We start from the raw sequence: 24326 nt of genomic DNA on the forward strand, positions 1-24326 counted from the left end.
GAACAAACCAAAATGGTCAGGTTGTGTTCTCGAACATTCTTGTAGCGCGCCGCACCACACCGAGGGCACTTGCAGCTCGAACTGAAGTTTGCGCAGCAACAAATATGAAATGATGCTTCCCTATTTACTCTCTTGCACCATCGCAACTATTAGTTTCAATTCAAGAAATTCATGGACCTTGCAGTTTTTGACGTTCTCAGCCTATACTGTGTTTATGTACAGTAGTTTGAGACTAATCAATAACCTCGCTCGCCAGTCGCCATGCTTTCACCGCCCCTTCAACGCACCAGCACCACCGCATTGGCCAATAGCGCCCTGCTGCGTGACGTCTGGCGGGCAAGTGAACTGAGTCGAGGAACAAGCAGCACCGTCACTACCGGTCACAGCGCCTTGGATCGCGAGCTTCCGGGCAACGGTTGGCCGCAATCGACCTTCACGGAGTTGCTAGTTCAGCAAGCTGGTATCGGGGAAATGCACTTGTTACGGCCAGTGCTGGCGCAATTGTCGCAACAACGTCGGATCGCCCTGGTGCAGCCGCCGTACTTGCCCAACTCCGCCGCCTGCAAGTTCATGGACCTGAGCTGCGCGAACCTGCTCTGGATACGCGCCCCCAGCACCGCCGATGCGCTCTGGTCCACGGAGCAGATCCTGCGCAATGGCAGCTGCGGTGCGGTATTGCTGTGGCAGACGAATATCCGCGACGAAGCACTGCGGCGCCTCAATCTGGCGGCACAGACCACCGAGACGTTCTTCTGGCTGGTCCGGCCGATGAGCGCAGCGGCAGATGCGTCACCAGCGCCGTTGCGCCTGGCATTGCGCCCTGCCGCCGGTGGCATTTCCACTCACATTGTTAAACGGCGTGGCCCACATCATGAGGCGCCACTCTTTATCCCGCTGGCTGACATGCCGGCCCGTCAACGATTTTTGGACGATCAAAATGCGGTTCTGGTTCAGCGTACACCTCCCACTGTTGCCTCTCGAATGCCTCAGGCCGCGCTGGTGTGAGCCGGGGCCGTATGCGGTGGTCGACAAGGGCCGCATTATCACGGTCTCGCAACAAGCCTATGCCGAAGGCGTGCGTATCGGCATGCGCCCTGGCGGCGTGGCGGCTGTCTCGCCAGATACCGCCATCCTGGAGCGCAGCCTTGAGCGTGAACAGATCGCCAGCAATGCCATCGCGCTCGCCCTCCTCCAGTTCACCCCGGAAGTGACGCATGCCGGCGACTTCAGCCTGCTGCTCGACGTGACCGCCAGCTTGCGCCTATTTAACGGACGCGCCGCCATCAGCCGGCGCATTCGCGCTGCCCTGCAAGCGCTTGGGGTGACTTCACAACTCGGCACGGCGCCGACGGCCATGGGGGCCTGGCTGCTGTCGCGCTGGCAGCCCGCCAAACGCCAGATCATTCTGCGGCGCACCGTGCACATGCGCTCACTCGAGCGCCAGCTCGATCGCATGCCCTGCGCGTATCTGCCCGGCACGGCAAATCACCTGGAGTGGCTCACCGACATTGGTGCTGATCGTCTGGCGGCGCTACGGCGCCTGCCCCGCCCTGGCATTCAACGCAGGATGAACAAGCAAGTGCTCGATGAGCTCGACCGTGCCTATGGGCTCGCTCCTGAACTGTTTGCATGGATCGCCATCCCCGAGACCTTCTCTGCGCGCATCGAAACCTTTGACCGGATCGAACACGCTGATGCCCTGCTGGACGGCGCCACTGGCCTGCTGCAGCAATTTGTCGGCTGGCTGGTCGCGCGCCAGCAGGCGGTGAGCGTTTTTGTTCTGCTGCTGGAGCATGAGCGCGGCAAGACTGCGATCCCGCCCACGCCGATCGAGATCGGATTGGCGGAGCCGACCTGGCGCGATGAACACCTGATACGGCTGCTGAAAGAGCGCCTGGCGCGCACGGAACTGGTAGCCCCGGTCATCGCCCTGCGCCTGGAGGCGCGCCTGCTCACCGCAATGGCACCGCCGACACAAGACCTGTTTCCCGAGCCGGGCGGCAGTCCCGCCGATTATAAACGTCTGCTGGAATTACTCAGTGCCCGTCTTGGCAGCGACAACGTCCTCTCGCCTGTCGAACATCACGACCATCGGCCGGAGGAAAGCAATGCCTGGGCTGCCGCCACCGAAAAGCGCAAGGCGGTCAACGCCGAGGATGAGGCGTTTGAGCGCCCGTTCTGGCTGCTACCTAAACCCATCCCGCTGCTGCTGCGCGGCGAACGTCCCTTCTATGGTTCCCCACTAAAAATGCTCAAGGGGCCGGAACGCATTGAGGCCGGCTGGTGGAACGATCAAATCGCGGCCCGCGACTATTACATCGCGCAAGGAAGCGATGCCACCTGCTACTGGATCTACCTGGAGCGGATAGTCGACGGCCGCTGGTACCTGCACGGCATGTTCGGCTGATCATGGACAAACTGCCAGTTTCCACGCTGCCCGACTATGCCGAGCTGCAGTGCATGAGCCATTACTCCTTCCTGCACGGCGCCTCTCCGCCCGATCAATTGGTGGCGCGCGCGGCCCAGCTGGGCTACCAGGCCATCGCCGTGGCCGACGAGTGCTCCCTGGCAGGCGTGGTCAAGGCGCATGTGGCCGCGCGGGAGTGGAACATCCACCTGATCATTGGCAGCCAGATGAGAGTGACCCCGGAAGACGGCACGCCAGCTTTTATCGTACTGATCCTGGCCATGGACCGCGACGGCTACGGCAACCTGAGCGAGCTCATTACCGCTGCGCGCACACGCGCCGACAAGGGGAGTTACCTGGTGTGGCCGCGCGACATCGCCAACCCCACCGTGCCTCTCGCTCACTTAAAAGGGCTGCCGGGCTGCCAGCTCATCCTGTGCCCCAAATATAACGCCCCCTATGAAGAGATCGAGCGGCAAGCCGAATGGCTGGTGCGCAGCGCACCGGGCCGCGCGCGCGTCGCTTTGACGTTACACCACCGCGCACAGGATGACCGGCACCGCGCCATGGTCGAAGCCATCGGCGCCGAGTTCAGCCTGCCGGTGGTGGCCACGGGCGATGTTGTCATGCACCTGCGCTCGATGAAAATCATCCAGGACACCATGACTGCGATTCGTCTGAATACGCCGGTGGCGCAATGCGGCTATCAGCTGGCTTCGAATGCCGAAGCGCATCTGCGTTCGCGTTTACGGCTGGGTAACCTGTATCCGCGCGACGCCCTCGATGAAACCCTGCGCGTGGCCCAGCGCTGCACCTTCTCGCTTGATGAACTGCGCTATGAATATCCAGGCGAGATCGTGCCCGAGGGGCAGACCCCCGCCAACTACCTGCGCGAACAAGCCTATATTGGGGCGCACTGGCGCTACCCGCACGCCATTCCAGACAACGTGCAGGCACAGCTCGAGTATGAGCTGGATTTGATCGGCGACATGCAGTACGAACCGTATTTTTTGACGGTATTTGACATCGTGCGCTTTGCCCGCTCGCAAAAATCCTCTGCCAGGGGCGCGGATCGGCGGCGAATTCGGCTGTGTGCTACTGCCTCGGCATCACCGAAGTCGATCCCTCGCGCGGCACCCTGCTCTTCGAGCGCTTTATCTCACGCGAGCGCGATGAACCGCCCGACATCGACGTGGACTTCGAACACCAGCGGCGCGAGGAGGTGATTCAATACATCTATCGCAAGTACGGCCGCATGCGAGCAGCCCTGACTGCCGTCGTCATTTCCTACCGCCCGCGCAGTGTCCTGCGCGATGTAGGGCGCGCGCTGGGCGTGGATCTATCGGTGGTCGACAAGGTGGCCAAGGCCTCGCATAGCTGGGGCGGGCGGGCTGACCTGCAGCAGCGTCTTACCACCTGCGGACTCGATCCGCACTCCCCGATCGCCGAAAAATGGGCAGCAATTGCCGAGCGCCTGATGCGTTTTCCACGTCATCTTTCCCAGCATCCGGGCGGCTTCGTCATTTCGCGCGGCCCCCTCTCCCGCCTGGTACCGATTGAAAACGCCGCCATGCCCGAGCGCACCGTGATTCAATGGGATAAAGATGACATCGATGAACTGGGCCTTTTAAAAATCGACATTCTGGCGCTGGGCATGCTGTCGTGTATTGCCCGCGCCCTGGCCTTGATCTCGGAGCAGCGTGGCGAGCGTTTTGAACTGGGCGATATTCCCCATGAGGATACTGCCACGTACCAGATGATCTCTAAAGCGGACACCGTCGGCGTGTTTCAGATCGAATCGCGGGCGCAGATGTCGATGCTGCCGCGCATGCAGCCGCGCGAGTTCTATGACCTCGTCATCGAGGTGGCGATCATCCGGCCAGGGCCCATCCAAGGCGGCATGATCAATCCGTACCTGCGCCGGCGCCAGGGTCTGGAAGCAGTGACCTATCCAAGCCCGGAGATCGAGGCGGTGCTGCGGCGCACGCTCGGGGTGCCGATCTTCCAGGAGCAGGTCATGTCGATCGCCATGACGGCGGCGGGATTTACGGCAGGTGAAGCCGACCGCCTGCGCCGCGCCATGGCCGCCTGGAAAAGAAAAGGTGGCCTGGAACAGTTCGAAGATCAACTCATGAGCGGCATGGCCGAGCGAGGCTACAGCATCGAGTTTGCCTCGTCGATTGTTGGCCAGATACGCGGCTTTGCCGAATATGGTTTTCCGGAATCCCATGCGCACAGCTTTGCCCTGCTGGCCTATGCCAGCAGCTGGCTCAAGTGCCACCATCCCGCCGAGTTCCTGGCCGCCCTGCTCAACAGCCAACCCATGGGGTTTTATAGCCGTTCATCCCTGGTGCAGGACGCGCGCCGGCACGATGTCGAGGTAAGACCCGTCGATGTCTGCGCGAGCGGGTGGGACGCATCCCTGGAGCCGATGGCGGACGGCAGACTGGCGGTACGCCTTGGTTTAAATAATATCAACGGGATGGTGAAAGAGGCGGCCTGGCGCATTGAGGAAGCCCGCGCTGCAGCCCCTTCAAAAACACACGCGATGTTGCCATGCGCGCGCAACTCGATGCGGGGGATATGAAGGCGCTGGCGTCAGCCAACGCCCTGGTAGCGCTGACGGGCAACCGGCGCATGGCCATGTGGGATGCCGCGGCGAGCGTGCCGGAGCGGGATTTGATGCGTGCGACGACCATTGCCGAACCCGTGCTGGAGCTGGCGCCGCCCACGGAAGCCGATGACATCGTGGCGGACTACCGGCATGTCGGCCTGACACTGGGCCGTCATCCACTCGCTCTCCTGCGTGAACGGCTCAACAAGATGCGCTTTGTACCGTCGGATATCCTGAACACCTTCAGCGATGGCCAGCTGGCCAGGGGTGTGGCATTGTTACCGTGCGGCAGCGGCCGGAGACGGCCAAGGGGGTGATCTTCCTCACCCTGGAAGATGAGTTTGGCACCATCAACATCATTGTCTGGCCCACGCTGGTGGAAAAGCAGCGCGCCGAACTGATGAATGCCTCACTCTTGGGGGTGTACGGTATCTGGCAATCGAAGAGTGGCGTGCGCAACTTGATCGCCAAGCGGCTGGTCGATTGCTCGCATTTGCTCGGCCAGCTTGACACGAAGAGCAGGAACTTTCACTAACGAGTGTCCTTGCGCAATTAATGATGGCAACAAAGTGCGTACAGCAATCGTAGCGATTCAATCCGCATCCTCTGCCTGGGACAGTGAACAGCCCATTCAAAGCATATTTCCCGGCCACGGACACGTGCAGTTTGCCAACCGTTATCCCTGGCGGTCACGTCTTATACTGTGAAGCATGCGTGCAGGGATCTGGGCAGGCATGAGGACAAGGCTCCGGTCAGCCAAGATTGGCCAAATTGCGAGTGAGATAGTCATTAAACATCGGAACAGTGAATGCGATGTCTCCGTGAGATGGGCTGTAGATCATTCCTTTGCTTATTATCTGGGCACGGCGCGGCCCTAGGCTTTGCGAGGATTCACCGAGCGCGTCGGCCACATCTGAAGAGCGGTATGGCCCGTTCCCTAACCTTGCCATAGCGATGACATACTCGCGCTCTTTCGGAGTTAATCGATCGAAACGCACCTTAAAAAGCCTTCATCCAGACGCTTCAGGGTAGTTGCTTCTGCCTGTCTTGCGTCATGAAGGGTGATCGTATCCCCGACGGCAAGGTTCCAGGATTGGTGGCCCCATTCCTGTAAAAAGTAAGGGTAGCCTTTGGTTTTAAGGAATATTTCGGTTAGAGCCCCCTCATCAATCACTGCACCTTCTTCATTTACAGGTTGTCGGATGGCTGCCTTGGCATCGACTTCAGACAGGGCACCGACCTCTGGGAAGTGGAATAATCTCTCTGCATAGGATTTGGCTTCGCCAGATAATGCTGCTACTTGGGGTAATCCGGCACCGAAAAACAAGACGGGGAGCTCACTCTGATTGATCTTGTGGAGCGAAACGATGAGAGCTGCCAGATCCTTCTGGCTAAGGTACTGGAGCTCGTCAATGAGGAGCGTCCAAGCCTTTCCTGCGGCTTTTGCAGCTTCGCCAATACGTACGAACAACTCAGGAAGATCGTTCTCCAGGTCGCCACTGTCTGCTACTCCTACTTCGGGATCGACGGAGATTGACATGTCTCCGTATTCAAAATTGAACACAGCGGCAAAGGATCGTAGCGCACGCAGTGCCTCGTATGCTTTGCCTTTAGCATTGTCGATAAGAGAGAGCTTGCGTAGCACCTGATGTACGCGCGGCAAAAGCAATTCTCCTAGCGGCTTACTTTCCGGCGCTTCGATGCTGGAAGTTAGATGGCCGCGCTCGTTGGCCATGGTCTCAACAGCATTCAGAAGTACGGTTTTACCTACGCCACGAAGGCCCAGGAACACTTGAGATCGGCTAGGTCTTCCAAGCAGGGCTCGATCGATAGCCACGCGCGCATCATTGATAATCGCCTGTCGCCCTGCGAGTTCCGGTGGGCGGCTACCTGCGCCGGGTGCGAAAGGGTTTTTTACGGGGTCCATGCAAACCTCCATTGATAGGAAATTCTAGTAAAGTATAAGGTCTTCACGTTATACATGCTTATACTTTAGTAGATTTTGTTAGACTTCTATCCTTGTAGAAAGTTCCAGCGGGCTTCTTTTTTCATCGGTACGGATTAGCCTTTTCGGCCATAAGCGATGGCGAAGATGTTATATCCGACTGATGCAGCCGCAGCCGCAGCGAGCTTGTGTTGCAGGTTCACGTTTTGGAGGTTGATAGCGATGACGTCGTCAACGTCTACATGGTGAATCGCCACCGCTAGTTTAGCCAGTCCTGATCCATAGTTCTTGAAAGATGAAAAGCCGATGGGTCGTGTTGGGCCTGGGTGTCCTGCCAGGGTCGTGGTGTGCGATCTCGTCGCTGCCTAATCCAACGACGAGATCGGGTCTGCCCTCCCCTGGCGATCCCTTGGCACGTTGCAAGACAGTGCCGCCAATCCATAAGCGAGAAAGATAATCATGTTGGATAAGCAATGGTGGCATAACGCCGTCGTGTATCAGATCTACCCACGTAGTTTTCAAGACAGCAATCACGATGGGGTCGGTGATCTGGCCGGCATCATCGGCAGACTGGACTACCTGCAACATCTGGGAATCAACCTGATCTGGCTGTCGCCGGTGTACCGGTCGCCGATGGACGATAACGGCTATGACATCTCCGACTATCAGGATATCGCCGCTGAATTCGGCACATTGGCCGAGATGGAGCAGCTGATCGCAGAGGCGGCCAAGCGCGACATCCGTATCCTGATGGATCTTGTGGTCAACCACACCTCTGACGAGCATGCTTGGTTCGTCGAGGCGAAGAAATCCAAGGATAGCCCCTACCGTGACTACTACATCTGGCGCAATGCAGGCGCCGATGGCTCCCCGCCCGACCAGCAATGTTCGTATTTTGGCGGGAGTGCATGGGAATACGATGCCGCCAGCGGTGAATATTACTTCCATCTGTTCTCGAAACGACAACCGGACCTGAACTGGGAAAATCCCCGAGTACAGGAAGAGGTGCATCGCATGATGAACTGGTGGCTGGACAAGGGCATCGGCGGCTTCCGCATGGATGTGATCGATCTCATCGGCAAACAGGTCGACCAGCAGATTATCGCCAACGGCACACAACTGCACCCGCTGCTGCAGCAAATGCACCAAGCGACCCTGGCCGCACGCGATGTAGTCACGGTGGGCGAGACGTGGAGCGCCACCCCGGAGACCGCCAAGCTGTATTCCGACCCGGCGCGTCAGGAGCTATCGATGGTCTTCCAGTTTGAGCACATCACAATGACCCACGATGCCAAGGAGGGAAAATGGAAGCCGCGGCCGTTCGATCTGATCGAATTCAAGCAGATCATCAGTAAGTGGCAAACCAAGCTGGCCGATGCCGGCTGGAACTCGCTGTTCTGGAATAACCACGACCTGCCGCGCGCCGTATCTAAATACGGCGATCCCGGCCGCTATCGGGTCGAGTCGGCCAAGATGCTGGCCACCGCGCTACATTTTCTCAAGGGCACCCCTTACGTCTATCAAGGCGAGGAAATAGGCATGACCAATGTCCGTTTCGATTCCATCGAGGACTATCGCGACATCGAATCACTCAACCTCTACCACGAACGCATGGCCGCCGGCGTGTCACCGGAAACGATGATGGCCGGCATCCACGCCAACGGGCGGGACAATGCACGCACCCCAATGCAGTGGAACAGCACACACAACGCCGGCTTCAGTACTGGCACGCCATGGCTAAAGCTGAATCCAAACTACCCCGAGATCAACGTCGCGGCCGCGCTGGAACAACCCGATTCGGTCTTCTTCCACTACCAGAAGCTGATCGAACTGCGTAAGGACTGGGACGTCATGGTTTACGGACAATACCTGCCGTTGCTGGAGCAGCACCCGCAGGTATTCGCCTACCGGCGCAGCTTGGGAAGCCAACAGCTGGTTGTCGTCAACAACTTCTCCGGCGAACACGTCGAACTGGATCTGCCGGCGATGCTGCACGGCATTGCCGGGCAAGGCTTGATCAGCAACTATGCCAAGCGTGACAGCTTGACCGACCACCTCAGCCTGCAGCCATACGAATCGTTTGCGATCGCGTATGAGTGTGAGGCGGGGCGCGGGTAAAACGTTGCTGTGCAATCACATCGAGTCGCGCGATCGTCTGGGTAAATGGCGCTGGGTGGTCGAACGCACACTGGACTGGCTGCACCACTTCCGCCGATTACGCATCCGCTACGAACGCCGTGCCAATATCCACCGGGCGTTTCTCTCGCTTGCCTGCATACTCATCTGCTGGCGATATAGTCGGAGATTTTCTTAGGCCTTCTTAGTCTATCTTGTCTTGGCATCGATATTGGTTAATAAGACTGAACCGAGTAAGGTGTGGTATACAGCGGTGAGCCACATTCCAATTTTTTTATTTGGTAACTTGCCATCGTCGTAGTTTGGAGCAATATGAAGCATCCGTATCCACCGTATTCTGCCATTGAGCTTGCGCTGAACGAAGTTATTCTAGCTGCTCGCTTGAAAGGGGTGAGCTTCAAGAATACTGAATTGATTACTACGTCAGAGGAATGGGATAGAGAACTGGTGGTTTTATTTTTTTATCAAAATGACACTGATGTGCAATGGAATCAAGAAAACGGCATTAATGAATGGTTGCAGCGAAAATTCGTTCATGAACTGAATGCCACCAAAGTCCGCTATGGTTTTTCTGAATTTCCAGAGATCACCTTCATGTTTGACTCCGAAGAAAATGTTAAGCTGAATTTTCAAGGGGATTATTTTTTCCGGCTAAGGTAGCGTCTCGTGGCCATCGTTTAATTCGCAATCCAGTTGCTGACACTCATTTTGGAAGGGGTGAATTGCCACCCGTCGCTTAAACTCTTCTGATTCATAGTTCTTGAAAGATGAAAAAACGATGGGTCGTGTTGGGTCTGTGTAGTGGTTTAATGTACCCGGACACTGATTTAGGCGAGAATGCTCGCCATGGAGAGGTGTTTGATGAGCAAGCAAAGACGTACGTTTTCCCCTGAGTTCAAACAGCAGGCAGCATGCCTGGTACTGGATCAAGGATATAGCCATACGGAGGCAAGCCGGTCGGTGGGCATCGGCGAATCAGTGCTGCGCCGCTGGGTGCAGCAGCTTCAGTTGGAGCGGCATGGCATCACGCCACAGAGTAAGGCAATGACGCCTGATCAGCAGCGAATACAGGAACTCGAAGCACGCATTGAGCGTCTCGAGCGGGAGAAGTCCATTTTAAAAAAGGCTACCGCGCTCTTGATGTCGGAAGGGATAGAACGTACGAGGTAATCGATCAGATTTGTGGTGACGAATCAATCGAGTTGATCTGCGCGGTGTTCGACGTAGCACGGTCATGCCTGTATGCATATCGGGAGCGCACCCGGCACATTGATGTTGAGCGCATGGCATTGCGTAGCCGCGTGCACGAGCTGTTCGTCGAGAGTCGCAGTTCGGCGGGAAGCCGCAGTATCATGGGCATGATGCGTGAGGAAGGCACGGCAATTGGCCGCTTCAAAGTCAGTCGTTTGATGGAAGAGTTGGGGCTGGTCTGCAAACAACCTGGCAGCCATGCCTATAAGCAGGCTACGGTGGAGCGGGTCGATATTCCAAACCACCTCAATCGTGAATTCACAGTGGCGGCGCCAAATCAGGTCTGGTGCGGGGACATCACCTATGTCTGGGCGCAAGGCCGATGGTATTACTTGGCAGTGGTGTTGGATTTGTTCGCTCGCCGAGCGGTGGACTGGGCATTCTCGCTACGACCCGACGCTGACCTTGTTGTGCAAGCGCTGGAAATGGCTTACGAGCAGCGAGGTCGACCACAGGGCCTACTGTTGCATTCGGATCAAGGTAGCCAGTACGCCAGTCGAAAATTCCGTCAGCGCTTATGGCGCTATCGGATACGACAGAGCATGAGCCGGCGGGGAAATTGCTGGGATAACTCCCCGATGGAACGGCTGTTCCGCAGCTTCAAAACGGAATGGCTGCCGTCAACTGGTTACATGACGGCACAGGAAGCACAACGGGACATTAGCCATTACCTGATGCACCGGTATAACTGGATACGGCCACATCAGTTCAACCAGGGACTGGCACCGGCCGTCGCCGAAGAAAAACTTAACGTAGTGTCCGGGATGGGTTGACCACTACACTTCTTCACCATTGGGGGCAAGACATTATTCGCCATCGTGAACTAATGTCGATCGCCAAGGATGTACTAAAAGGTCTATGATCTTTTCTCGGAGAACCTTACTATGACAATTCATGAAGATTACTTGCATGATTTAGAGCGCCTAACAAAACGTCGTCCAGAGAAACAAACGGCCCCGAAGCTGGTCAAACCCACCTGACATTGTTTTCGGGAGCCGCGCCATGGCTAAAGCTCTTCTTCCTGACGACCTGTGGGCGCTGATTCAGCCATTGCTACCAGCATATCCTCCTTCCCCCAAAGGTGGGCGCCCTCGCATTGACGACCGCGCCGCTTTGACCGGCATCCTGTTCGTGCTCAAGACAGGCTTGCCTTGGGAATATCTTCCCCGTGAACTGGGCTGCGGCAGCGGCATGAGTTGCTGGCGGCGCCTGCATGCATGGCAACAGGCAGGTAGCTGGCAACGCATCCATGACACCATGCTGCAGCACTTGCGGGAATACGACCAGATTCAATGGGAACGCGCCAGTGTCGACTCGGCCAGCGTGCCATCCCCCTCGGCGGACAGCATACCGGCCCCAATCCCACCGACCGCGGCAAGCTCGGTTGCAAGCACCATCTGCTCGTCGATCAACGCGGTCTGCCTCTGGTGGCGAGCATATCAGGGGCTCAGGTACATGATTCCCGCATGCTGGTTTCCCTGCTTGAAGCCGTCCCTTCAGTAGCAGGTCTTGCTGGCCGTCCACGCAAACGTCCTGCCAAACTGCATGTCGACAAGGCCTATGCTTAGCGTGCCATCGGGCCTGGTTGCGCAGCCGTGGCATCGCTCCACGCATAGCCCGCTATGGCATCGAGTCGCGCGAACGCCTGGGTAAATGGCGCTGGGTGGTCGAACGCACACTGGGTTGGCTGCACCGCTTCCGCCGATTACGCATCCGCTACGAGCGCCGTGCCGATATCCACCAGGCATTCCTCTCGCTTGCCTGCATACTTATCTGCTGGAGATACATTCAGCGGTTTTGTTAGGCGTTCTTAACCTTGTTGTCGAACAGTGATTATCCCCTGCATGGCAGGATATTTTCGTACCATCGAAGTGAGTTATCCTTCGTCAAATATCGACATAACGAGGCAGCAAGTCCTGATCGACGAGACGAATTTCAATGGCATTAGCGATCTTGACGTGCTCAGGATTCTCATCATTGAAAGGCTCGTCGGTGACACTCACGATGATGGTGCCGATCTGTTTGTCTTTACCTTGCTCATCCATCGCCATCACGGGCACTAAAGCGCGTGCCTCTGGCACCTGTTGGACCGTGAGTATGCGCGGCAGGTACAACATCCAGCCAACACCGGGACGATCCTTGAAGACCTGTTTTTTAAAATACTGATTACGTGCAACCGTAATCAATACCGGCCGCAGGGACCTCGCGATAATGGACAGCATCTCTTTCACGCCATCAATACCAAGCCGTTTTGCGCCGACGCCTTGATCGCTGATTTCCAGACTCCTAGAGGGCCACTCACTGTCGCTGAACCCAAGCGCAATACTCGCGCCCTCGCCGTCTCCGAGTTCGCCATTCCAAGCACTGAGATATCGAAATTTCTCATCCTTAAACTCGGCCTCGAGTACGGCTTCGGCCGCAGTAGTAAGCTCTCCCGAGGCATCGAAAACAGGATACAGAAACGACTCTGCTTCTGTCTCTTTCGACAGAAACCAGTTCTTTCCAAACGCCTCAGTTTTTTGCAAGAAGCGGACAATCGTCGCGATTTTTTGGACGGAAGGTCGGAACGCAATGGATGTGTTCGCTGCATCGCGTTTGAACAAGGATTTTATTATCATAATATTATGGAGTGTAATAAGTGGTAATACCCAATGCACTTAGACTGGGCAGCATGTGTTCATACGCGAGTGGCGTTTGAAAGTACCAGCTAAGCGAGGCTGGAGGGTTATTTTTGACAATATTGGACTGAGCGGTGGCCTGTTTCAATACCATGTTCTGGAAGATACTTTTTTGAAAATCGTATCTAAGTTCACCGTTTTCCTTAAAAAACTGGTCATAATCCGCTTTTGCTTCCTGCAACAAGCACAGGCGGGATTGGAAGCCGTCAAAGTCCTTTCCTTCAAACACCCATTCCATGCCAATCAGGAAGCCAGTAATCCGGGCTTGGTAATCGCGTGCGGCTGGCGACATGCTGTGTGGAACAGCCATAAGCGTACCCTTGTCTGGCGGGCACCGACATCTTTCTTTGGTATCGCTTCGCGTCTCGGCACGCGCGAGGGGGTGACGCGGGCGTCTTTTGCCTCTTCTGCCTCTTTTTTGCGTTTGCGCAATGCCTCGTCCGTGATCACGGCACCTGCGGCGGCGACACCCAAGGCTAACAAAATTTTCTCCACGACTGCTGGTATCACCAATATCGGTAGCGCACCCATTATTACTAACCTTCCAGTTTTTTATCCATTACAGCGATCAGTTCGTCGAACCGCTGCTCCGGCGTGGCGCCGGGCTTGCGCAGGTAGGCATCGACCAGCGGGTCGTCATGGATCCCGGGCGCGTCGGCTGACAGGTACATCAGATGTACGATATGCGGCGTGGACCTGAAACCGATTCGAATGGCGTAGGTGTACGCCGCCAGCATGCGCTCGATCACGGTCGCCCGGCCTGGCTGGCTTGCCATGTCGGCACGCTTGGCCAAAAATTGGTCCGCCACTGCGATGACGAAATCGCTCATGTCGCCCGTCTGGACGGCACGCCATTGCTCCTCGCTAAACGTCAGCATCGCGCCTCCCTATGATTGCCCGCTTGCCGTCGAGCAGCAAGTGCCATTCGTGAATATGACCAAACATCGCCTCCCGCTGTGCCGGCTCAAGTATTTGTGCCAGCTTCACCAACACGCGCGGATCCCAAAAGCGAAGCAGCGCTGCGCGGCCGTCCGGTAGCCGTGTTTCCAAGTGTAATTGCAGCAGTTGCGCCAGGCCACCGAGGTCCTGTACGGCGAACAGCCAGGTAACAGAAGACGCCTCGTGCTCAAGTACGGCCAGATCCTCAACAAAGGAAGGCGTCGATCTCGCCACGTCGACCAACCACGGGCCAGCATGCGCAAGCGCCGCATCGGGTGTGCCGGTGAACAGCGAATGGCACGTCGCATCCTGCATCAGGCGTGCTTGGCGGCGTGTCTCATATTGAACACCGTCGACCAGTGCGTACAGGCACAACGCCGATTGATATTGTTGAAGTTGATTCAGGCGTTCTGTGACGTCGAGCAACATTGTTACTCCCGGATAACGGTGGTCGCGCCGGCGGCCGCCGCAGACATCAAGCATTCGAGGCAAATGCCGGAGTCGGTATTTGCGGCGATGTTGCCGGCGGTTTCCATCACGTCATTGTCGTCGACATCAGCCGGGTTGCCCACGCTGGACTGGTCCAACCAGATCGTCGTGATTTGGCCGGAAATCAGTTTTGCACCGCAAGCGGTCGAATCCATGTGACGCGCAAAACCGTTGCCACTGCCGTCTACCAGGTCGCTCGGCCCGGACGTGATGGGGAACGTGCCCTTGCATTTGGGGCATACCGTCATGTCGCCGACGCGCGCTATATTCTTGCCATTGATGTCACAGGTGAAATCGGCGCTGATAACCGTGCCGCCATGACTGGTCTTGTCGCCCATGACAATGAGAGGTCTGCTCAAATGATGCTCCTGAATAGGTGCTGCAACGCAATAAGTTGCATTTATAGCATATTTTCCAGATACGTCAGGTATGCACGATTCAAAATGAATAATAATAATTCGGTTGGATCGGAGCGCAATGAGCTTTTCTTTGTTCTAAATGCGAATTGGGACATTGATTCCGATGTAAAAGGTAGACTGAATCGCCACCAGTACCTTAGACTCACCTGATCCATAGTTCTTTAAAAATGAAAAAGCGATAGATCATGTAAGTGACCTGGGAATCCTGCCAAGCACCTGGTGCGCGATCTCGTAGCTGCCTGATCCAACGACGAGATCGGGTCTGGGTCTATCTCCCCTGCCCTGCAGAGACTCATGCCGCGCTCTAGCACAAGCTGCTTGAGCTTCGGTGAATTCCACCATGAACTCTTCCGGGGCTCCCCCCTGCAACATTAATCCCGGGGTTCGCGGGGCGCGGCGCAATCGATTCGGGTTCTCTTTCGCATCATTTCCACTCTGCAACGATGCATTTAAGTTAAAGTGTTGCGTTGAACGATTGAGTCCGCAGCCACTAGCGGTCATTGCGAATCAGAATGTTACCGCCAACGGCCGTTTGGCCGCAGTTGAACTTGGATGTTAGACGTTAGGTATGACGAAAATTTACTTCTTGCCGAAAGATCAGATTCAACCGCTAGTCTCTGGCTATGGTGCAGGCCTAGCAAGCGACATGGTCACTGTCGATGGTCTTCCGGTATGTTTCATGTATCGAGAAAGTCCTAGACACGACCACGATAGTGGATGGTGCTTCATGTCAGGGCAAGAAACTGATGAGTACGCAAACGACGTCGAAAATCTCGCGTATTACAATATGAATACGATCGTCAATTATGATCGTTCCATTATTCCTTTGCTAGACGCTCCGATCGGCTCGGCATTCGAACGAAAGTCCGGTGATGAGGATTTCGTGGAAATCTTAGACTGGAATTCTACCGAAGACTGAGCGAATTCGGCGCAGAATGCCTTGCTGCGTAAAGCAATGTCGGATTTCCATCCTCTGGACTTCAGCTAGCGGCCAGGAGCGGACCTTCGCCGACTGGCAGCTTCGGGCTGACGGCAAATTCATAATTATCGGGAGTTCTATATGGATGGCGAGCAGCTCGTAGAAAAGATTTTGCAGTCTCTCGTAGAGCTGGAGCAAGAGGGGGAACTCGTTCTCACAACCAACTCTGGTTCTAGCGTAGCGAGATACATTCTGGACTCGGCATTAAAACAACTAGTCACCAATTTTCGTGACTCGGACGCACCGATAGAATGCACGATGCCGCATCTGCTAGAGCAAACTATCGATGAGATAAAGAAACGGTTTGGGGTGCCGAGTCAGCGCGCTCGAGAGATTACAGGCTCCTATTACAACCGGTTACTTGCACGTCTAACAGTTGAGAAGATTGCTGAACTTTACTGGCACGATACCCCTAGCGAGATGGCGAAGCGTTCCTACTACCGCGTTGAATTGGACAGGGACGACAGCGAGTTTGAATACCTTGACTGGCGTCGTAAACACTGAGCTTTGCCTGCTATCATTTCATTTGTACGGCGGCTTTGGGGCGCAACCGGCCAACGACGGCAACCAGAAGCGGTCACTCGACGTATCCCTTGGAAACAAATGCAGATGGAAGTTAAATTTCTTAGTCTTGGCGAGCACAGTGAACATGGTCGCGTCCTTGTTGCTCGCGGCCCAACCTCAGAATCCAACATCGTTGCCAGTGTCTTGATCGCTCACCATAGTGCGCCGGTGACTCGCGTAAACATTCTTGCCAGCGCAGGGTACTCGTGCTTTCAGAGCACACGTTTCGCTGAGGGCATCGTTTACATCGGCTTTGGGCAATTCGTGTTCGTCGTTGATCTTTACCTTGGCGAAGTTCGTCGCCATCAGCTGGACGGTTACTTTGGCCATCTGTACGATTCGCGCGACCTTGAGAACCTAAATAGCCGCATCGCAGTGCTTGTAACTTCGGCATCTGAAGTTCTTGCTTTTGACCATACAGGAGGTCTGATCTGGGAGCAGTCGCCGCTTGGGATCGACGGTGTAGTCCTTCACGATGCGAGCGCGGGTCGGATTCGTGGTGATGGTGAATGGGACCCACCAGGCGGCTGGCGCCCATTTAGCCTAGCTCCAGAGTCAGGAGCAATACTTCAATGACCGGTATGGGGCGGTAGCGGACGGTGCCGTTGAACCGCTGCCAGTAGCTCAGCCTCTCCTGATCCTTGGTTCTTGAAAGATGAAAAAACGGTGGATCCGGTTAGGAGCCTGGATGTCCTGCTAGGCACCTGGTGTGCGATCTCGTAGCAGCCTAATCCAACGACGAGATCGGGTCTATGTCCCCTGCCCTGCAGAGACTCCTACCGCGCTCAATCCAAAGGTTGTCCGAGCTTCGGAGCATTCGCACAGGGTATTATTGGAAGGGAAGAAATATTCATCAAATTATCCAAGGGAACGAAGGAATGAAGGTTTATCTCGATGATGAGCGAAGTACGCCGGAGGGTTGGACCCGAGTATATTGGCCTGACGAGGCAGTAGCACTACTTGCCGCCGGCGAGGTTGCCGAGATTAGTCTTGACCATGATCTTGGAGATGACGAGCGCGGCACCGGCTATGACGTCATTCTGTGGATTGAGGAAGCGGTCGCGTTGCGCGGTTTTAGTCCTCCAATTATCTTCGTTCATTCGGCCAACAGCTCCGCACGTGAGAAGATGGAGGCAGGAATCGCTGCGATCCGCCGGTTGGTTATCGAGCGTCAAGTCAGTTGACGCCCAAGAGCAGACACTTGGTTTGCGTATGTGAAGCGCATTCTATAGGGGATATTTCATGACGGAAGTGCACATTATCCTGACTAGAAAAGAAGTACTGATTTCTAGGAAACTATATGCGTCTTGGCGCGAGATTCAAGATGAATATGATGACTACATGGCTTCACTTGGCCCTTGGGATACCGCTACTGCCAAATCGTGGCTGGAAGAAGAATACAGCGGTCTTTCACCTTCGGCACAGGACCAAATAGTAGCATTCCTGTGCAGCGAACAGGCAGTTCGCGCCTTGTCTTTCGTTGAATAACTAAACGATGATTTAACATCCGCGTAGGGGGCTGCCAACAGCGTCAAGCGGCCAGATGCAGACCGACGTACTACCCGGAATTTAGTGAGAAAGACTTAGAACGCCTAACAAAACCGCTGAATGCATCTCCAGCAGATGAGTATGCAGGCAAGCGAGAGGAATGCCTGATGGATATCGGCACGGCGCTCGTAGCGGATGCGTAATCGGCGGAAGCGGTGCAGCCAACCCAGTGTGCGTTCGACCACCCAGCGCCATTTACCCAGGCGTTCGCGCGACTCGATGCCATAGCGGGCAATGCGTGGTGCAATGCCTTTGCTACGTAGCCCGGCGCGATGGGCACGCGACGCATAGGCCTTGTCGGCGTGCAGTTTTGCCGGGCGTTTGCGCGGCCGTCCAGCCAGTCCTGATACGGATGGGACAGCTTCAAGCAATGGAATCAGCATGCGGGAATCATGTACCTGAGCCCCTGATATGCTCGCCACCAGAGGCAGACCGCGTTGATCGACGAGCAGATGGTGCTTGCAACCGAGCTTGCCGCGGTCGGTGGGTTTGGGGCCGGTATGCTGTCCGCCGAGGGGGATGGCACGCTGGCCGAGTCGACACTGGCGCGTTCCCATTGAATCTGGTCGTATTCCCGCAAGTGCTGCAGCATGGCGTCATGGATGCGTTGCCAGCTACCTGCCTGTTGCCATGCATGCAGGCGCCGCCAGCAACTCATGCCGCTGCCGCAGCCCAGTTCACGGGGAAGGTATTCCCAAGGCAAGCCTGTCTTGAGGACGAACAGGATGCCGGTCAAAGCGGCGCGATCGTCAATGCGAGGACGTCCGCTCTCGATAACTGCTGCGCACCTGCTTCCCCTCTCCGCAGGAACTTAGCCCCCACTAGGGCCATGACGTCGAACAAGGCCGACAGCAGCGTTTCGCCAACTGCGCGAGGTTCTGTGAGGTCTTCCAACAATCCCGACACCATGCCGCACAACAGTCTGCGAGCGATGTTGACATGCCACAGGAATTTCTAATATAGTTAATATTAGAAATAACATCTCGGAGCAAATCAAGATGCCAAGGCCTATGGCGCCCGTACCACTTCCGGTTTTACAGGCCAATGAGGTTCATCAGCAGTTCGGCGAGCTGGCGCAGCACCTGACTAACAACCCGGATGTCGTGCGTTTTTCTCTTCAGGTCGATAACCGAACCGGGATGGTGTCAACGAACGTGCAGCATCGGGATGGACGTGTCCAGCATAACGAATGGTTAGCAAGTGATGTAAGTCAGGCGACTCAACTTGCGCCTCACTTACTAACTATTGAAGATCGAAATAGCGCTGTGTTGTCGTTGCTCAACCAAGGGCTAACACAGACGGACGTAGCAAAGCGCATTGGTATTTCTCAGTCACGCGTGGCACAGATTAAGAAATTGTCTTCTGCCTAAATTCACCAAGCAAGGCCCCTTAGTGGGAGTTCAGAAGGAGTCCAAGCATGTCGAAATCTACTAACGTCGTGGGGAACGTCGCTGACGGTGCCGCCGATCTAATCGAAAAAGTCTCAAGCCCGGCATCGCGGGCAGGCTCTGCTGTTGAGCGCGCCGGTCGCATGCTCGAAGAGAACGTTGACCCCGAAGTCATCGCACTGCAAATGACAAAAAACAGCCCGAATGGGAAGCGATACACCGTTGCCAAAGTCTTGGCTTATGGCGATCTCTATGAGGACTCGAAGACCAAAGCCCCGCTTACTGCCAAGCAAACCCGCGCGATCATCAAAGATCAGCGCGCACAGCAGGAAGCTGACAGCGCCACCATGCTGGCCTAATCTCGCCCTTGTCCGTCACCTCCATCATCTGTGAGGTCGCCATCGTTACATCCTACGTCGGTTACAGTGAATAGTGATCGGATGCATACGGCGCGCCAACTCACGATGCTTTTTGGAAGTGCTCGTGGAGTGGATATTAGGTAATAGCAGTCGTCACGGTGTGCTCGCCGGTGCCCCATGACCGCTATCAGAACTGGAACTGATTGATCGGGGGGAAGTGCCGTGGGGCTATATGAGAAGTGGTGTGAGTCCACTAAAGAAAATGACAAGCGCAGGTATTATTGGACTTATGTCGAGAAGGTCGGCGGCCGTGACGATATCCGGGAGGATCTTGTTGAGACTATTCGCTCGCATTATGACCGGCTCGAACGCATCGCCGATGATGTAGGGCGGCTCGGATACAAGGTTGCTGCCAAGATCCTCAGCGAGGCAATGCCTCAGACAGCCACGGGGCGCTCTGGCGATCTTGGCGAAATCCTCGCGACTGAACTGGTGGAGGAAGAGATCGGTCTGCGGGTGCCGGTGCGCCGGCTCCGTTACAAGGACGGCCGTAACATGGCCATGCGCGGCGATGACTTCATCGGCGCGGGCTACGGCCAAGACAATAAGCTCTGGCTACTAAAGGGTGAGGCTAAAAGTAACCAAAAGCTTGGCAAAACCACAGTCACCGCCGCCCGCAAGGTCCTCGACCGCGACAATGGCCGCTGCACGCCGGACTCGCTGCTGTTTGTCGCCAATCGCCTGCTGGACAGCAACGACGCTGGCGATAACGCGCTGGGGCGCGATCTTCGCGACGAAGTGGGTCTTAAGTCCATGCGCGCCGGTCGCATCGACCACATGCTCTTCACCGTGTCGGGTAACGGCCCTCACGCTTCCCTGAAAGAGAACCTTGAAGCCACTGGAACCAACAGGGACCACTACGTCGTGAACATTCACGTCGAAGACCATCAGGATTTCATTGCGGCAATGTACCTGGAGGCGGAAGATCTTGGAGACAACTGAAGAATTAAGCGCCTTTCTTAAGGCCGCTACTGTTGACGGTATCCTCGGGCGCCTCCTCTATCGCGGTGCAGCTTGGTCGTTGATGCGCGAGGATGGCGTATTGCCGCAAAACGCTCCGCCACTTGGCGCAACCATCGAAACAGATCTTGCCGAGCACGGTTTTGCCCTGCTTCGAGGCGCAATGGCCCTGCGTGCTCGGGCTGGTGCTTCGGAACTCACTGGCAAGGCCTTTGAGCGCGCAGCCAACGCCTTCGAAGCCCTCGTGCGCAATGGCGACCCAGAGTCGCCTGATCGCGGATTCCGCCGCACCATTGCTGCTGCAGCCTACCATCTAGCAGGCTTCTCGGCCGTCGCCTATTCGATATTCAACGAGACCGAGGAAGACCTTAACGTCTCGCCAGGCGAAATAGCGATCCGACACCTGATACTGCGCGATCTCGACCAACTTCGCGGCTTCGTTCGCGACTGGTTGGATGACGGGGCTCACGGCGATGAGCAGATCGCGGCGGCGCTGCAGAGCGAAGACGCTGACGTCGACGAAGTACTGTCGACAATTCTCAATACGACGATCTGCCGTGCCTTGGCATTTTTCGACTTCGGGCTTGAGACGGGCGAGGTCGAGCCGATCGAAGCCGCACGAGTGCTGCTTACCACCGCTGTCGGGCTTGCCAACAACGCTGAGAACGTCCCGCTGTGGTGGATCTCGAACCTATGCCGTCATCTGATCGACGACCTGTGGCAACACTCGCTACACCAGAATTTACCGACTGAGCCGCCCGAGGGTGCAGAGGAAAAATATCCCGACCTGCGGCGGTTATTCATTTCCTCGCTTTACGTCCGCAAGACCTCGGAGGTGGAGCTATGGCCCTCGCAACGCGAAGCCGCCCAGCGCTCCACAGACGTCACGGACGATCTGGTCGTCGCCCTGCCGACCAGCGCGGGCAAAACACGGGTGGCAGAGATTGCCGCGTTAATGACCCTATCCTCCGCACGCCGGGTGCTGATCGTCACACCGCTGCGCGCTCTTTCGGCCCAGACCGAACGCTCTTTCAGGAAGACCTTCGCGCCACTAGGGTTCGGCGTCTCTTCTCTCTACGGCGCTAGCGGTCTTTCGGCCGGTGATGAAGACGCCCTCCGCACACGCGAGATCATCATTGCGACACCCGAAAAACTCGACTTCGCGCTGAGAAGCGACCAGTCGCTGATTGACGATGTCGGCCTGATCGTACTCGACGAAGGCCACATGATCGGTCCTAGTGAGCGCGAAATCCGCTATGAGACTCTCGTGCAGCGCCTGCTCCGGCGCGCGGATGCGGCAGAACGCCGAATAGTTTGCCTTTCCGCGATCCTGCCGAGCGGCGACGAACTCGACGACCTTACCGCCTGGATTCGCTCCGACGAACCCGGGGAGCCGGTGCGTTCCGACTGGCGCCCCACGCGCCAGAGATTCGGCGCGCTTACCTGGAGAGGCAAGGACGCGCTACTACGGCTCGATTTAGACGACGATGGCCCCTTCCTTGACAAATTCGTCGCGGAAAAAACAGCGCTCGGAAAGGAGAAGAAGCCCTATCCACGCAAGAACTCGCACCTCGCTCTGTTCGCGGCATGGGAGTTCGCGAGCCAGGGCAAGCGCACCTTGATCTTCTCTACCCAAGCAAACTGGGTAGAGAGCTACGGCAAACAAGTCGTGGACCTCTGCAAGCGCGGCTATCTGGACTCGTTGCTGGAAGACGAGGCTTCGATCGCCCGCGCCCTGGAAGTCGGCAAGGAATGGCTGGGCGAGGATCACCCAGCCGTGGCCAGCCTGAAGGTGGGCGTTGCCATTCATCACGGCCGACTGCCGAGCCCGTTCCTTCGGGAACTGGAACTGCTCCTATCCGAAGGAGCGCTAAAGGTCATTGTCGCTTCGCCGACGCTCTCGCAGGGCCTCAATCTCAACGCTGCCGTGCTGCTTGTGCCCGCGCTATATCGCGCCTCAGAAAAGATCAAAGGCGAGGAGTTCGCGAACGTGGCCGGCCGCGCCGGACGTGCATTCGTCGATGTCGAGGGGCTGATCGTCCATGTCATGTTCGACAAAATCAATTGGCGAAAGAAAGAATGGAGGGAACTGGTCGTCTCTGCCAAGGCCAGGACGCTTAAAAGCGGCCTTATCCAAATCGTTGCCGAAATCCTTGAGCGGCTATCGCGCGAGGGCGTCCTGGATCGAGATGACGCTTGGGAATATCTCGCCAACGCCCGCAAGGCTTGGAGGTCACCTGACGAAGAAGCAGAGGTGGCAGAACGACTGGCCGCCGCAGTGGAATACGACGCTATCTCCGACGATGAAGACGAGACGGACGACGAGGAGGAAACCATCGACGAGGAGCCACTGTCGCAGCTCGTCGAACGCCTCGACGCCACCGTATTCGGTCTGATCGAAGCCCTAGACGCTGATCGCGCCGATCTACCTAAGCTTCTGGACGAGGCGCTCAGGGGGTCGCTCTGGGCTCGCCAAATTGCTCGGGAGGACGAGGATGTCGCTCCACTGCACCGGAAGGTATTCGAAGCACGCGCTGGTCTCATCTGGAAAGCCACCACGGCCCCGACGCGACGCGGGCATTTCGCTATGGGAGTCGGACTCGAAGCTGGCCTCCTCATCGATGCTATGGCGGACGAGCTGGCCGAACTCATCGACCAGGCAGATAGTGCAGCGTTAAACGGCGACATCAACGAACTCGCCGATGCTCTCTGCGGACTCGGCGAGCGCTTGCTGTTCATGCGGCCCTTCATCCCCGACCAGGCGAACGCGCTGCCGCCGAACTGGAAAGCTATCCTACGTAGTTGGGTGTCCGGGGAAGAAGTCTCCAAGATTGGACCGCAGAACATGCGGGCGGTCGAAGATGCCTTCACCTATCGGCTAGTCTGGGCGCTAGAAGCCGTCCGCACCCGGCGCATGTCCTTCGGCTGGTCGCCGGATACGGTGGCGGGCGGTGCTGCGGCTACGGTCGAAACCGGTGTCCCGCAGTTCATGATGGCGATGCTGATCCGCGCAGGCCTACCGTCACGGCGCGCGGCAATGGCAGCCATCGAAGATGCTGAGCCAGTCTTCGTCACGCCCGCAGAAATGCGGGCCTGGCTTGAATCCGACGAGATTACTGCCAAAACCGACGCAGGCGACTGGCCAACACCCGAGACCTCCGCGTTATGGGCCCGCTTCCGAACCGAAGCTCTCAGCGGAAGCATCCAGAAATGGTCCGTCGAACGCTACAAGCGCCTGCTCGATACCGAGTCCTCCCCGCCCGCTGGCCTCTATCGAATCGTCACTGACGAAGGGGATGGCCGGACTTGGCTGGCAACCCCCGACTACCAGCGGATCGCCGTCTTCAAGAAGCCAGCGGTTGATCCCAAGCCCAGCCTATTCTCGGGACGCTTGCCGGGCAAAACCCGGCTCGTGGATGCCCTACGCGTCGGCCGCGGAAAGTTGCGCTGGCCGGCTGTCGATGCCTAAACGGGAACGGCCAAGATGCTCTATGCCTGGATCGATGACCAGAAGCGCGCACCTGCCGCGACTGTGGCGACGTGCTAACCGCCGTTATGCCTATCGAGAATGCGCCCAACTGGCGGCACAA

General features: G+C 56.8%; 21 protein-coding genes and 4 pseudogenes. 17 read left to right on the top strand and 8 right to left on the bottom strand.

What is annotated here, in order from left to right; genetic code table 11:
* Nucleotides 1-261 precede the first annotated feature (261 nt).
* The 3 genes and pseudogenes from imuA to ACRHIG_RS20815 all read left to right on the top strand — a co-directional run bounded on the left by imuA (nucleotide 262) and on the right by ACRHIG_RS20815 (nucleotide 5556).
* On the top strand, nucleotides 262-1005 hold the full coding sequence (gene imuA, locus ACRHIG_RS20805; protein ID WP_489627751.1) for a translesion DNA synthesis-associated protein ImuA: 744 nt from the start codon (nucleotides 262-264) through the stop codon (nucleotides 1003-1005).
* 16 nt (nucleotides 1006-1021) lie between these two features.
* The gene (locus ACRHIG_RS20810; RefSeq protein WP_489627752.1) at nucleotides 1022-2407 is read left to right on the top strand and encodes a Y-family DNA polymerase; all 1386 of its coding nucleotides are present in this window, start codon (nucleotides 1022-1024) and stop codon (nucleotides 2405-2407) included.
* A 2-nt stretch (nucleotides 2408-2409) separates the two neighbouring features.
* Nucleotides 2410-5556: pseudogene (locus tag ACRHIG_RS20815) on the top strand (error-prone DNA polymerase).
* Nucleotides 5557-5773: 217 nt separating this feature from the next.
* Here ACRHIG_RS20815 and ACRHIG_RS20820 read toward each other — a convergent pair.
* Nucleotides 5774-5971, bottom strand: a complete 198-nt coding sequence (locus ACRHIG_RS20820; protein WP_489630851.1) for a DUF8462 domain-containing protein — start codon at nucleotides 5969-5971, stop codon at nucleotides 5774-5776.
* Nucleotides 5972-6000: 29 nt separating this feature from the next.
* A complete protein-coding gene (locus tag ACRHIG_RS20825) occupies nucleotides 6001-6948 on the bottom strand; it encodes an ATP-binding protein (RefSeq protein WP_489627753.1) in 948 nt (315 codons plus the stop codon).
* Between the two features lie 477 nt (nucleotides 6949-7425).
* Here ACRHIG_RS20825 and ACRHIG_RS20830 point away from each other — a divergent pair, with 477 nt between their 5' ends.
* The 5 genes and pseudogenes from ACRHIG_RS20830 to ACRHIG_RS20850 all read left to right on the top strand — a co-directional run bounded on the left by ACRHIG_RS20830 (nucleotide 7426) and on the right by ACRHIG_RS20850 (nucleotide 12157).
* Nucleotides 7426-9084 carry a glycoside hydrolase family 13 protein gene (locus ACRHIG_RS20830; RefSeq protein ID WP_489627754.1) on the top strand — a complete coding sequence of 553 codons (1659 nt, stop codon included), beginning with the start codon at nucleotides 7426-7428 and terminating at the stop codon, nucleotides 9082-9084.
* Nucleotides 9085-9103: 19 nt separating this feature from the next.
* Nucleotides 9104-9280: pseudogene (locus ACRHIG_RS20835) on the top strand (transposase); the annotation flags it as partial.
* A 134-nt stretch (nucleotides 9281-9414) separates the two neighbouring features.
* Nucleotides 9415-9762: a hypothetical protein gene (locus ACRHIG_RS20840; RefSeq protein WP_139176070.1), complete on the top strand. Its 348-nt coding sequence runs from the start codon at nucleotides 9415-9417 to the stop codon at nucleotides 9760-9762.
* Nucleotides 9763-9963: 201 nt separating this feature from the next.
* Nucleotides 9964-11126, top strand: a protein-coding gene (locus ACRHIG_RS20845; RefSeq protein WP_489627755.1) for an IS3 family transposase whose coding sequence is annotated in 2 segments (ribosomal slippage) — nucleotides 9964-10219 and nucleotides 10219-11126 — 1164 coding nt in all. Because the reading frame shifts where the segments join, the coding sequence is not laid out codon by codon here.
* 229 nt (nucleotides 11127-11355) lie between these two features.
* Nucleotides 11356-12157: pseudogene (locus ACRHIG_RS20850) on the top strand (IS5 family transposase).
* An 82-nt stretch (nucleotides 12158-12239) separates the two neighbouring features.
* Here ACRHIG_RS20850 and ACRHIG_RS20855 read toward each other — a convergent pair.
* The 5 genes from ACRHIG_RS20855 to ACRHIG_RS20875 form a co-directional block, all read right to left on the bottom strand.
* Nucleotides 12240-12956, bottom strand: a complete 717-nt coding sequence (locus tag ACRHIG_RS20855; protein ID WP_489627756.1) for an immunity 52 family protein — start codon at nucleotides 12954-12956, stop codon at nucleotides 12240-12242.
* Between the two features lie 19 nt (nucleotides 12957-12975).
* Nucleotides 12976-13341, bottom strand: a complete 366-nt coding sequence (locus ACRHIG_RS20860; protein WP_369123279.1) for a Tox-REase-5 domain-containing protein — start codon at nucleotides 13339-13341, stop codon at nucleotides 12976-12978.
* 226 nt (nucleotides 13342-13567) lie between these two features.
* Complete coding sequence (locus ACRHIG_RS20865; protein ID WP_489627757.1) at nucleotides 13568-13909, bottom strand: hypothetical protein; 342 nt, start codon at nucleotides 13907-13909, stop codon at nucleotides 13568-13570.
* Nucleotides 13896-14399: a DUF4123 domain-containing protein gene (locus tag ACRHIG_RS20870; protein WP_489627758.1), complete on the bottom strand. Its 504-nt coding sequence runs from the start codon at nucleotides 14397-14399 to the stop codon at nucleotides 13896-13898. Before ACRHIG_RS20870 ends, ACRHIG_RS20865 begins: the two co-directional genes overlap by 14 nt.
* Nucleotides 14400-14401: 2 nt before the next feature.
* On the bottom strand, nucleotides 14402-14818 hold the full coding sequence (locus ACRHIG_RS20875; RefSeq protein ID WP_489627759.1) for a PAAR domain-containing protein: 417 nt from the start codon (nucleotides 14816-14818) through the stop codon (nucleotides 14402-14404).
* Between the two features lie 628 nt (nucleotides 14819-15446).
* Between ACRHIG_RS20875 and ACRHIG_RS20880 the strand changes: the two genes are divergently transcribed.
* The 5 genes from ACRHIG_RS20880 to ACRHIG_RS20900 all read left to right on the top strand — a co-directional run bounded on the left by ACRHIG_RS20880 (nucleotide 15447) and on the right by ACRHIG_RS20900 (nucleotide 17909).
* A complete protein-coding gene (locus ACRHIG_RS20880; protein WP_489627760.1) occupies nucleotides 15447-15797 on the top strand; it encodes a DUF2185 domain-containing protein in 351 nt (116 codons plus the stop codon).
* A 141-nt stretch (nucleotides 15798-15938) separates the two neighbouring features.
* Nucleotides 15939-16361, top strand: coding sequence for a hypothetical protein (locus ACRHIG_RS20885; RefSeq protein ID WP_489627761.1), 423 nt, complete (start codon nucleotides 15939-15941; stop codon nucleotides 16359-16361).
* A gap of 99 nt (nucleotides 16362-16460) precedes the next feature.
* Entirely contained in the window at nucleotides 16461-16997 is a 537-nt protein-coding gene (locus ACRHIG_RS20890) for a hypothetical protein (protein WP_489627762.1), read from the top strand.
* A 302-nt stretch (nucleotides 16998-17299) separates the two neighbouring features.
* The gene (locus ACRHIG_RS20895; protein ID WP_489627763.1) at nucleotides 17300-17605 is read left to right on the top strand and encodes a cyclic-phosphate processing receiver domain-containing protein; all 306 of its coding nucleotides are present in this window, start codon (nucleotides 17300-17302) and stop codon (nucleotides 17603-17605) included.
* A gap of 58 nt (nucleotides 17606-17663) precedes the next feature.
* Entirely contained in the window at nucleotides 17664-17909 is a 246-nt protein-coding gene (locus tag ACRHIG_RS20900; protein WP_489627764.1) for a hypothetical protein, read from the top strand.
* Between the two features lie 104 nt (nucleotides 17910-18013).
* Here the strand turns inward: ACRHIG_RS20900 and ACRHIG_RS20905 are convergent.
* A pseudogene (locus ACRHIG_RS20905) lies at nucleotides 18014-18741 on the bottom strand (IS5 family transposase); the annotation flags it as partial.
* A 238-nt stretch (nucleotides 18742-18979) separates the two neighbouring features.
* Between ACRHIG_RS20905 and ACRHIG_RS20910 the strand changes: the two are divergent.
* The 4 genes from ACRHIG_RS20910 (at nucleotide 18980) to ACRHIG_RS20925 (ending at nucleotide 24205) form a co-directional block, all read left to right on the top strand.
* Complete coding sequence (locus tag ACRHIG_RS20910) at nucleotides 18980-19339, top strand: helix-turn-helix domain-containing protein (RefSeq protein WP_489627765.1); 360 nt, start codon at nucleotides 18980-18982, stop codon at nucleotides 19337-19339.
* Nucleotides 19340-19386: 47 nt separating this feature from the next.
* A complete protein-coding gene (locus ACRHIG_RS20915; protein ID WP_489627766.1) occupies nucleotides 19387-19716 on the top strand; it encodes a hypothetical protein in 330 nt (109 codons plus the stop codon).
* Between the two features lie 222 nt (nucleotides 19717-19938).
* Nucleotides 19939-20718, top strand: coding sequence for a HamA C-terminal domain-containing protein (locus ACRHIG_RS20920; protein WP_489627767.1), 780 nt, complete (start codon nucleotides 19939-19941; stop codon nucleotides 20716-20718).
* The gene (locus ACRHIG_RS20925; protein ID WP_489627768.1) at nucleotides 20705-24205 is read left to right on the top strand and encodes a DEAD/DEAH box helicase; all 3501 of its coding nucleotides are present in this window, start codon (nucleotides 20705-20707) and stop codon (nucleotides 24203-24205) included. Before ACRHIG_RS20920 ends, ACRHIG_RS20925 begins: the two co-directional genes overlap by 14 nt.
* The last annotated feature ends 121 nt before the right edge of the window (nucleotides 24206-24326 follow it).

This window comes from Janthinobacterium sp. C22 (assembly GCF_057919405.1).

What these genes read in the sequence shown, in the direction of transcription:
- ACRHIG_RS20880 (WP_489627760.1), top strand. Translation starts at nt 15,447, where the DNA reads ATGACGAAAATTTACTTCTTGCCGAAAGATCAGATTCAACCGCTAGTC.
- ACRHIG_RS20825 (WP_489627753.1), bottom strand. Translation starts at nt 6,948, where the DNA reads ATGGACCCCGTAAAAAACCCTTTCGCACCCGGCGCAGGTAGCCGCCCA.
- ACRHIG_RS20890 (WP_489627762.1), top strand. Translation starts at nt 16,461, where the DNA reads ATGCAGATGGAAGTTAAATTTCTTAGTCTTGGCGAGCACAGTGAACAT.
- ACRHIG_RS20910 (WP_489627765.1), top strand. Translation starts at nt 18,980, where the DNA reads ATGGCGCCCGTACCACTTCCGGTTTTACAGGCCAATGAGGTTCATCAG.
- ACRHIG_RS20870 (WP_489627758.1), bottom strand. Translation starts at nt 14,399, where the DNA reads ATGTTGCTCGACGTCACAGAACGCCTGAATCAACTTCAACAATATCAA.
- ACRHIG_RS20830 (WP_489627754.1), top strand. Translation starts at nt 7,426, where the DNA reads ATGTTGGATAAGCAATGGTGGCATAACGCCGTCGTGTATCAGATCTAC.
- ACRHIG_RS20900 (WP_489627764.1), top strand. Translation starts at nt 17,664, where the DNA reads ATGACGGAAGTGCACATTATCCTGACTAGAAAAGAAGTACTGATTTCT.
- ACRHIG_RS20820 (WP_489630851.1), bottom strand. Translation starts at nt 5,971, where the DNA reads ATGGCAAGGTTAGGGAACGGGCCATACCGCTCTTCAGATGTGGCCGAC.
- ACRHIG_RS20895 (WP_489627763.1), top strand. Translation starts at nt 17,300, where the DNA reads ATGAAGGTTTATCTCGATGATGAGCGAAGTACGCCGGAGGGTTGGACC.
- ACRHIG_RS20860 (WP_369123279.1), bottom strand. Translation starts at nt 13,341, where the DNA reads ATGGCTGTTCCACACAGCATGTCGCCAGCCGCACGCGATTACCAAGCC.
- imuA (WP_489627751.1), top strand. Translation starts at nt 262, where the DNA reads ATGCTTTCACCGCCCCTTCAACGCACCAGCACCACCGCATTGGCCAAT.
- ACRHIG_RS20865 (WP_489627757.1), bottom strand. Translation starts at nt 13,909, where the DNA reads ATGCTGACGTTTAGCGAGGAGCAATGGCGTGCCGTCCAGACGGGCGAC.
- ACRHIG_RS20840 (WP_139176070.1), top strand. Translation starts at nt 9,415, where the DNA reads ATGAAGCATCCGTATCCACCGTATTCTGCCATTGAGCTTGCGCTGAAC.
- ACRHIG_RS20885 (WP_489627761.1), top strand. Translation starts at nt 15,939, where the DNA reads ATGGATGGCGAGCAGCTCGTAGAAAAGATTTTGCAGTCTCTCGTAGAG.
- ACRHIG_RS20915 (WP_489627766.1), top strand. Translation starts at nt 19,387, where the DNA reads ATGTCGAAATCTACTAACGTCGTGGGGAACGTCGCTGACGGTGCCGCC.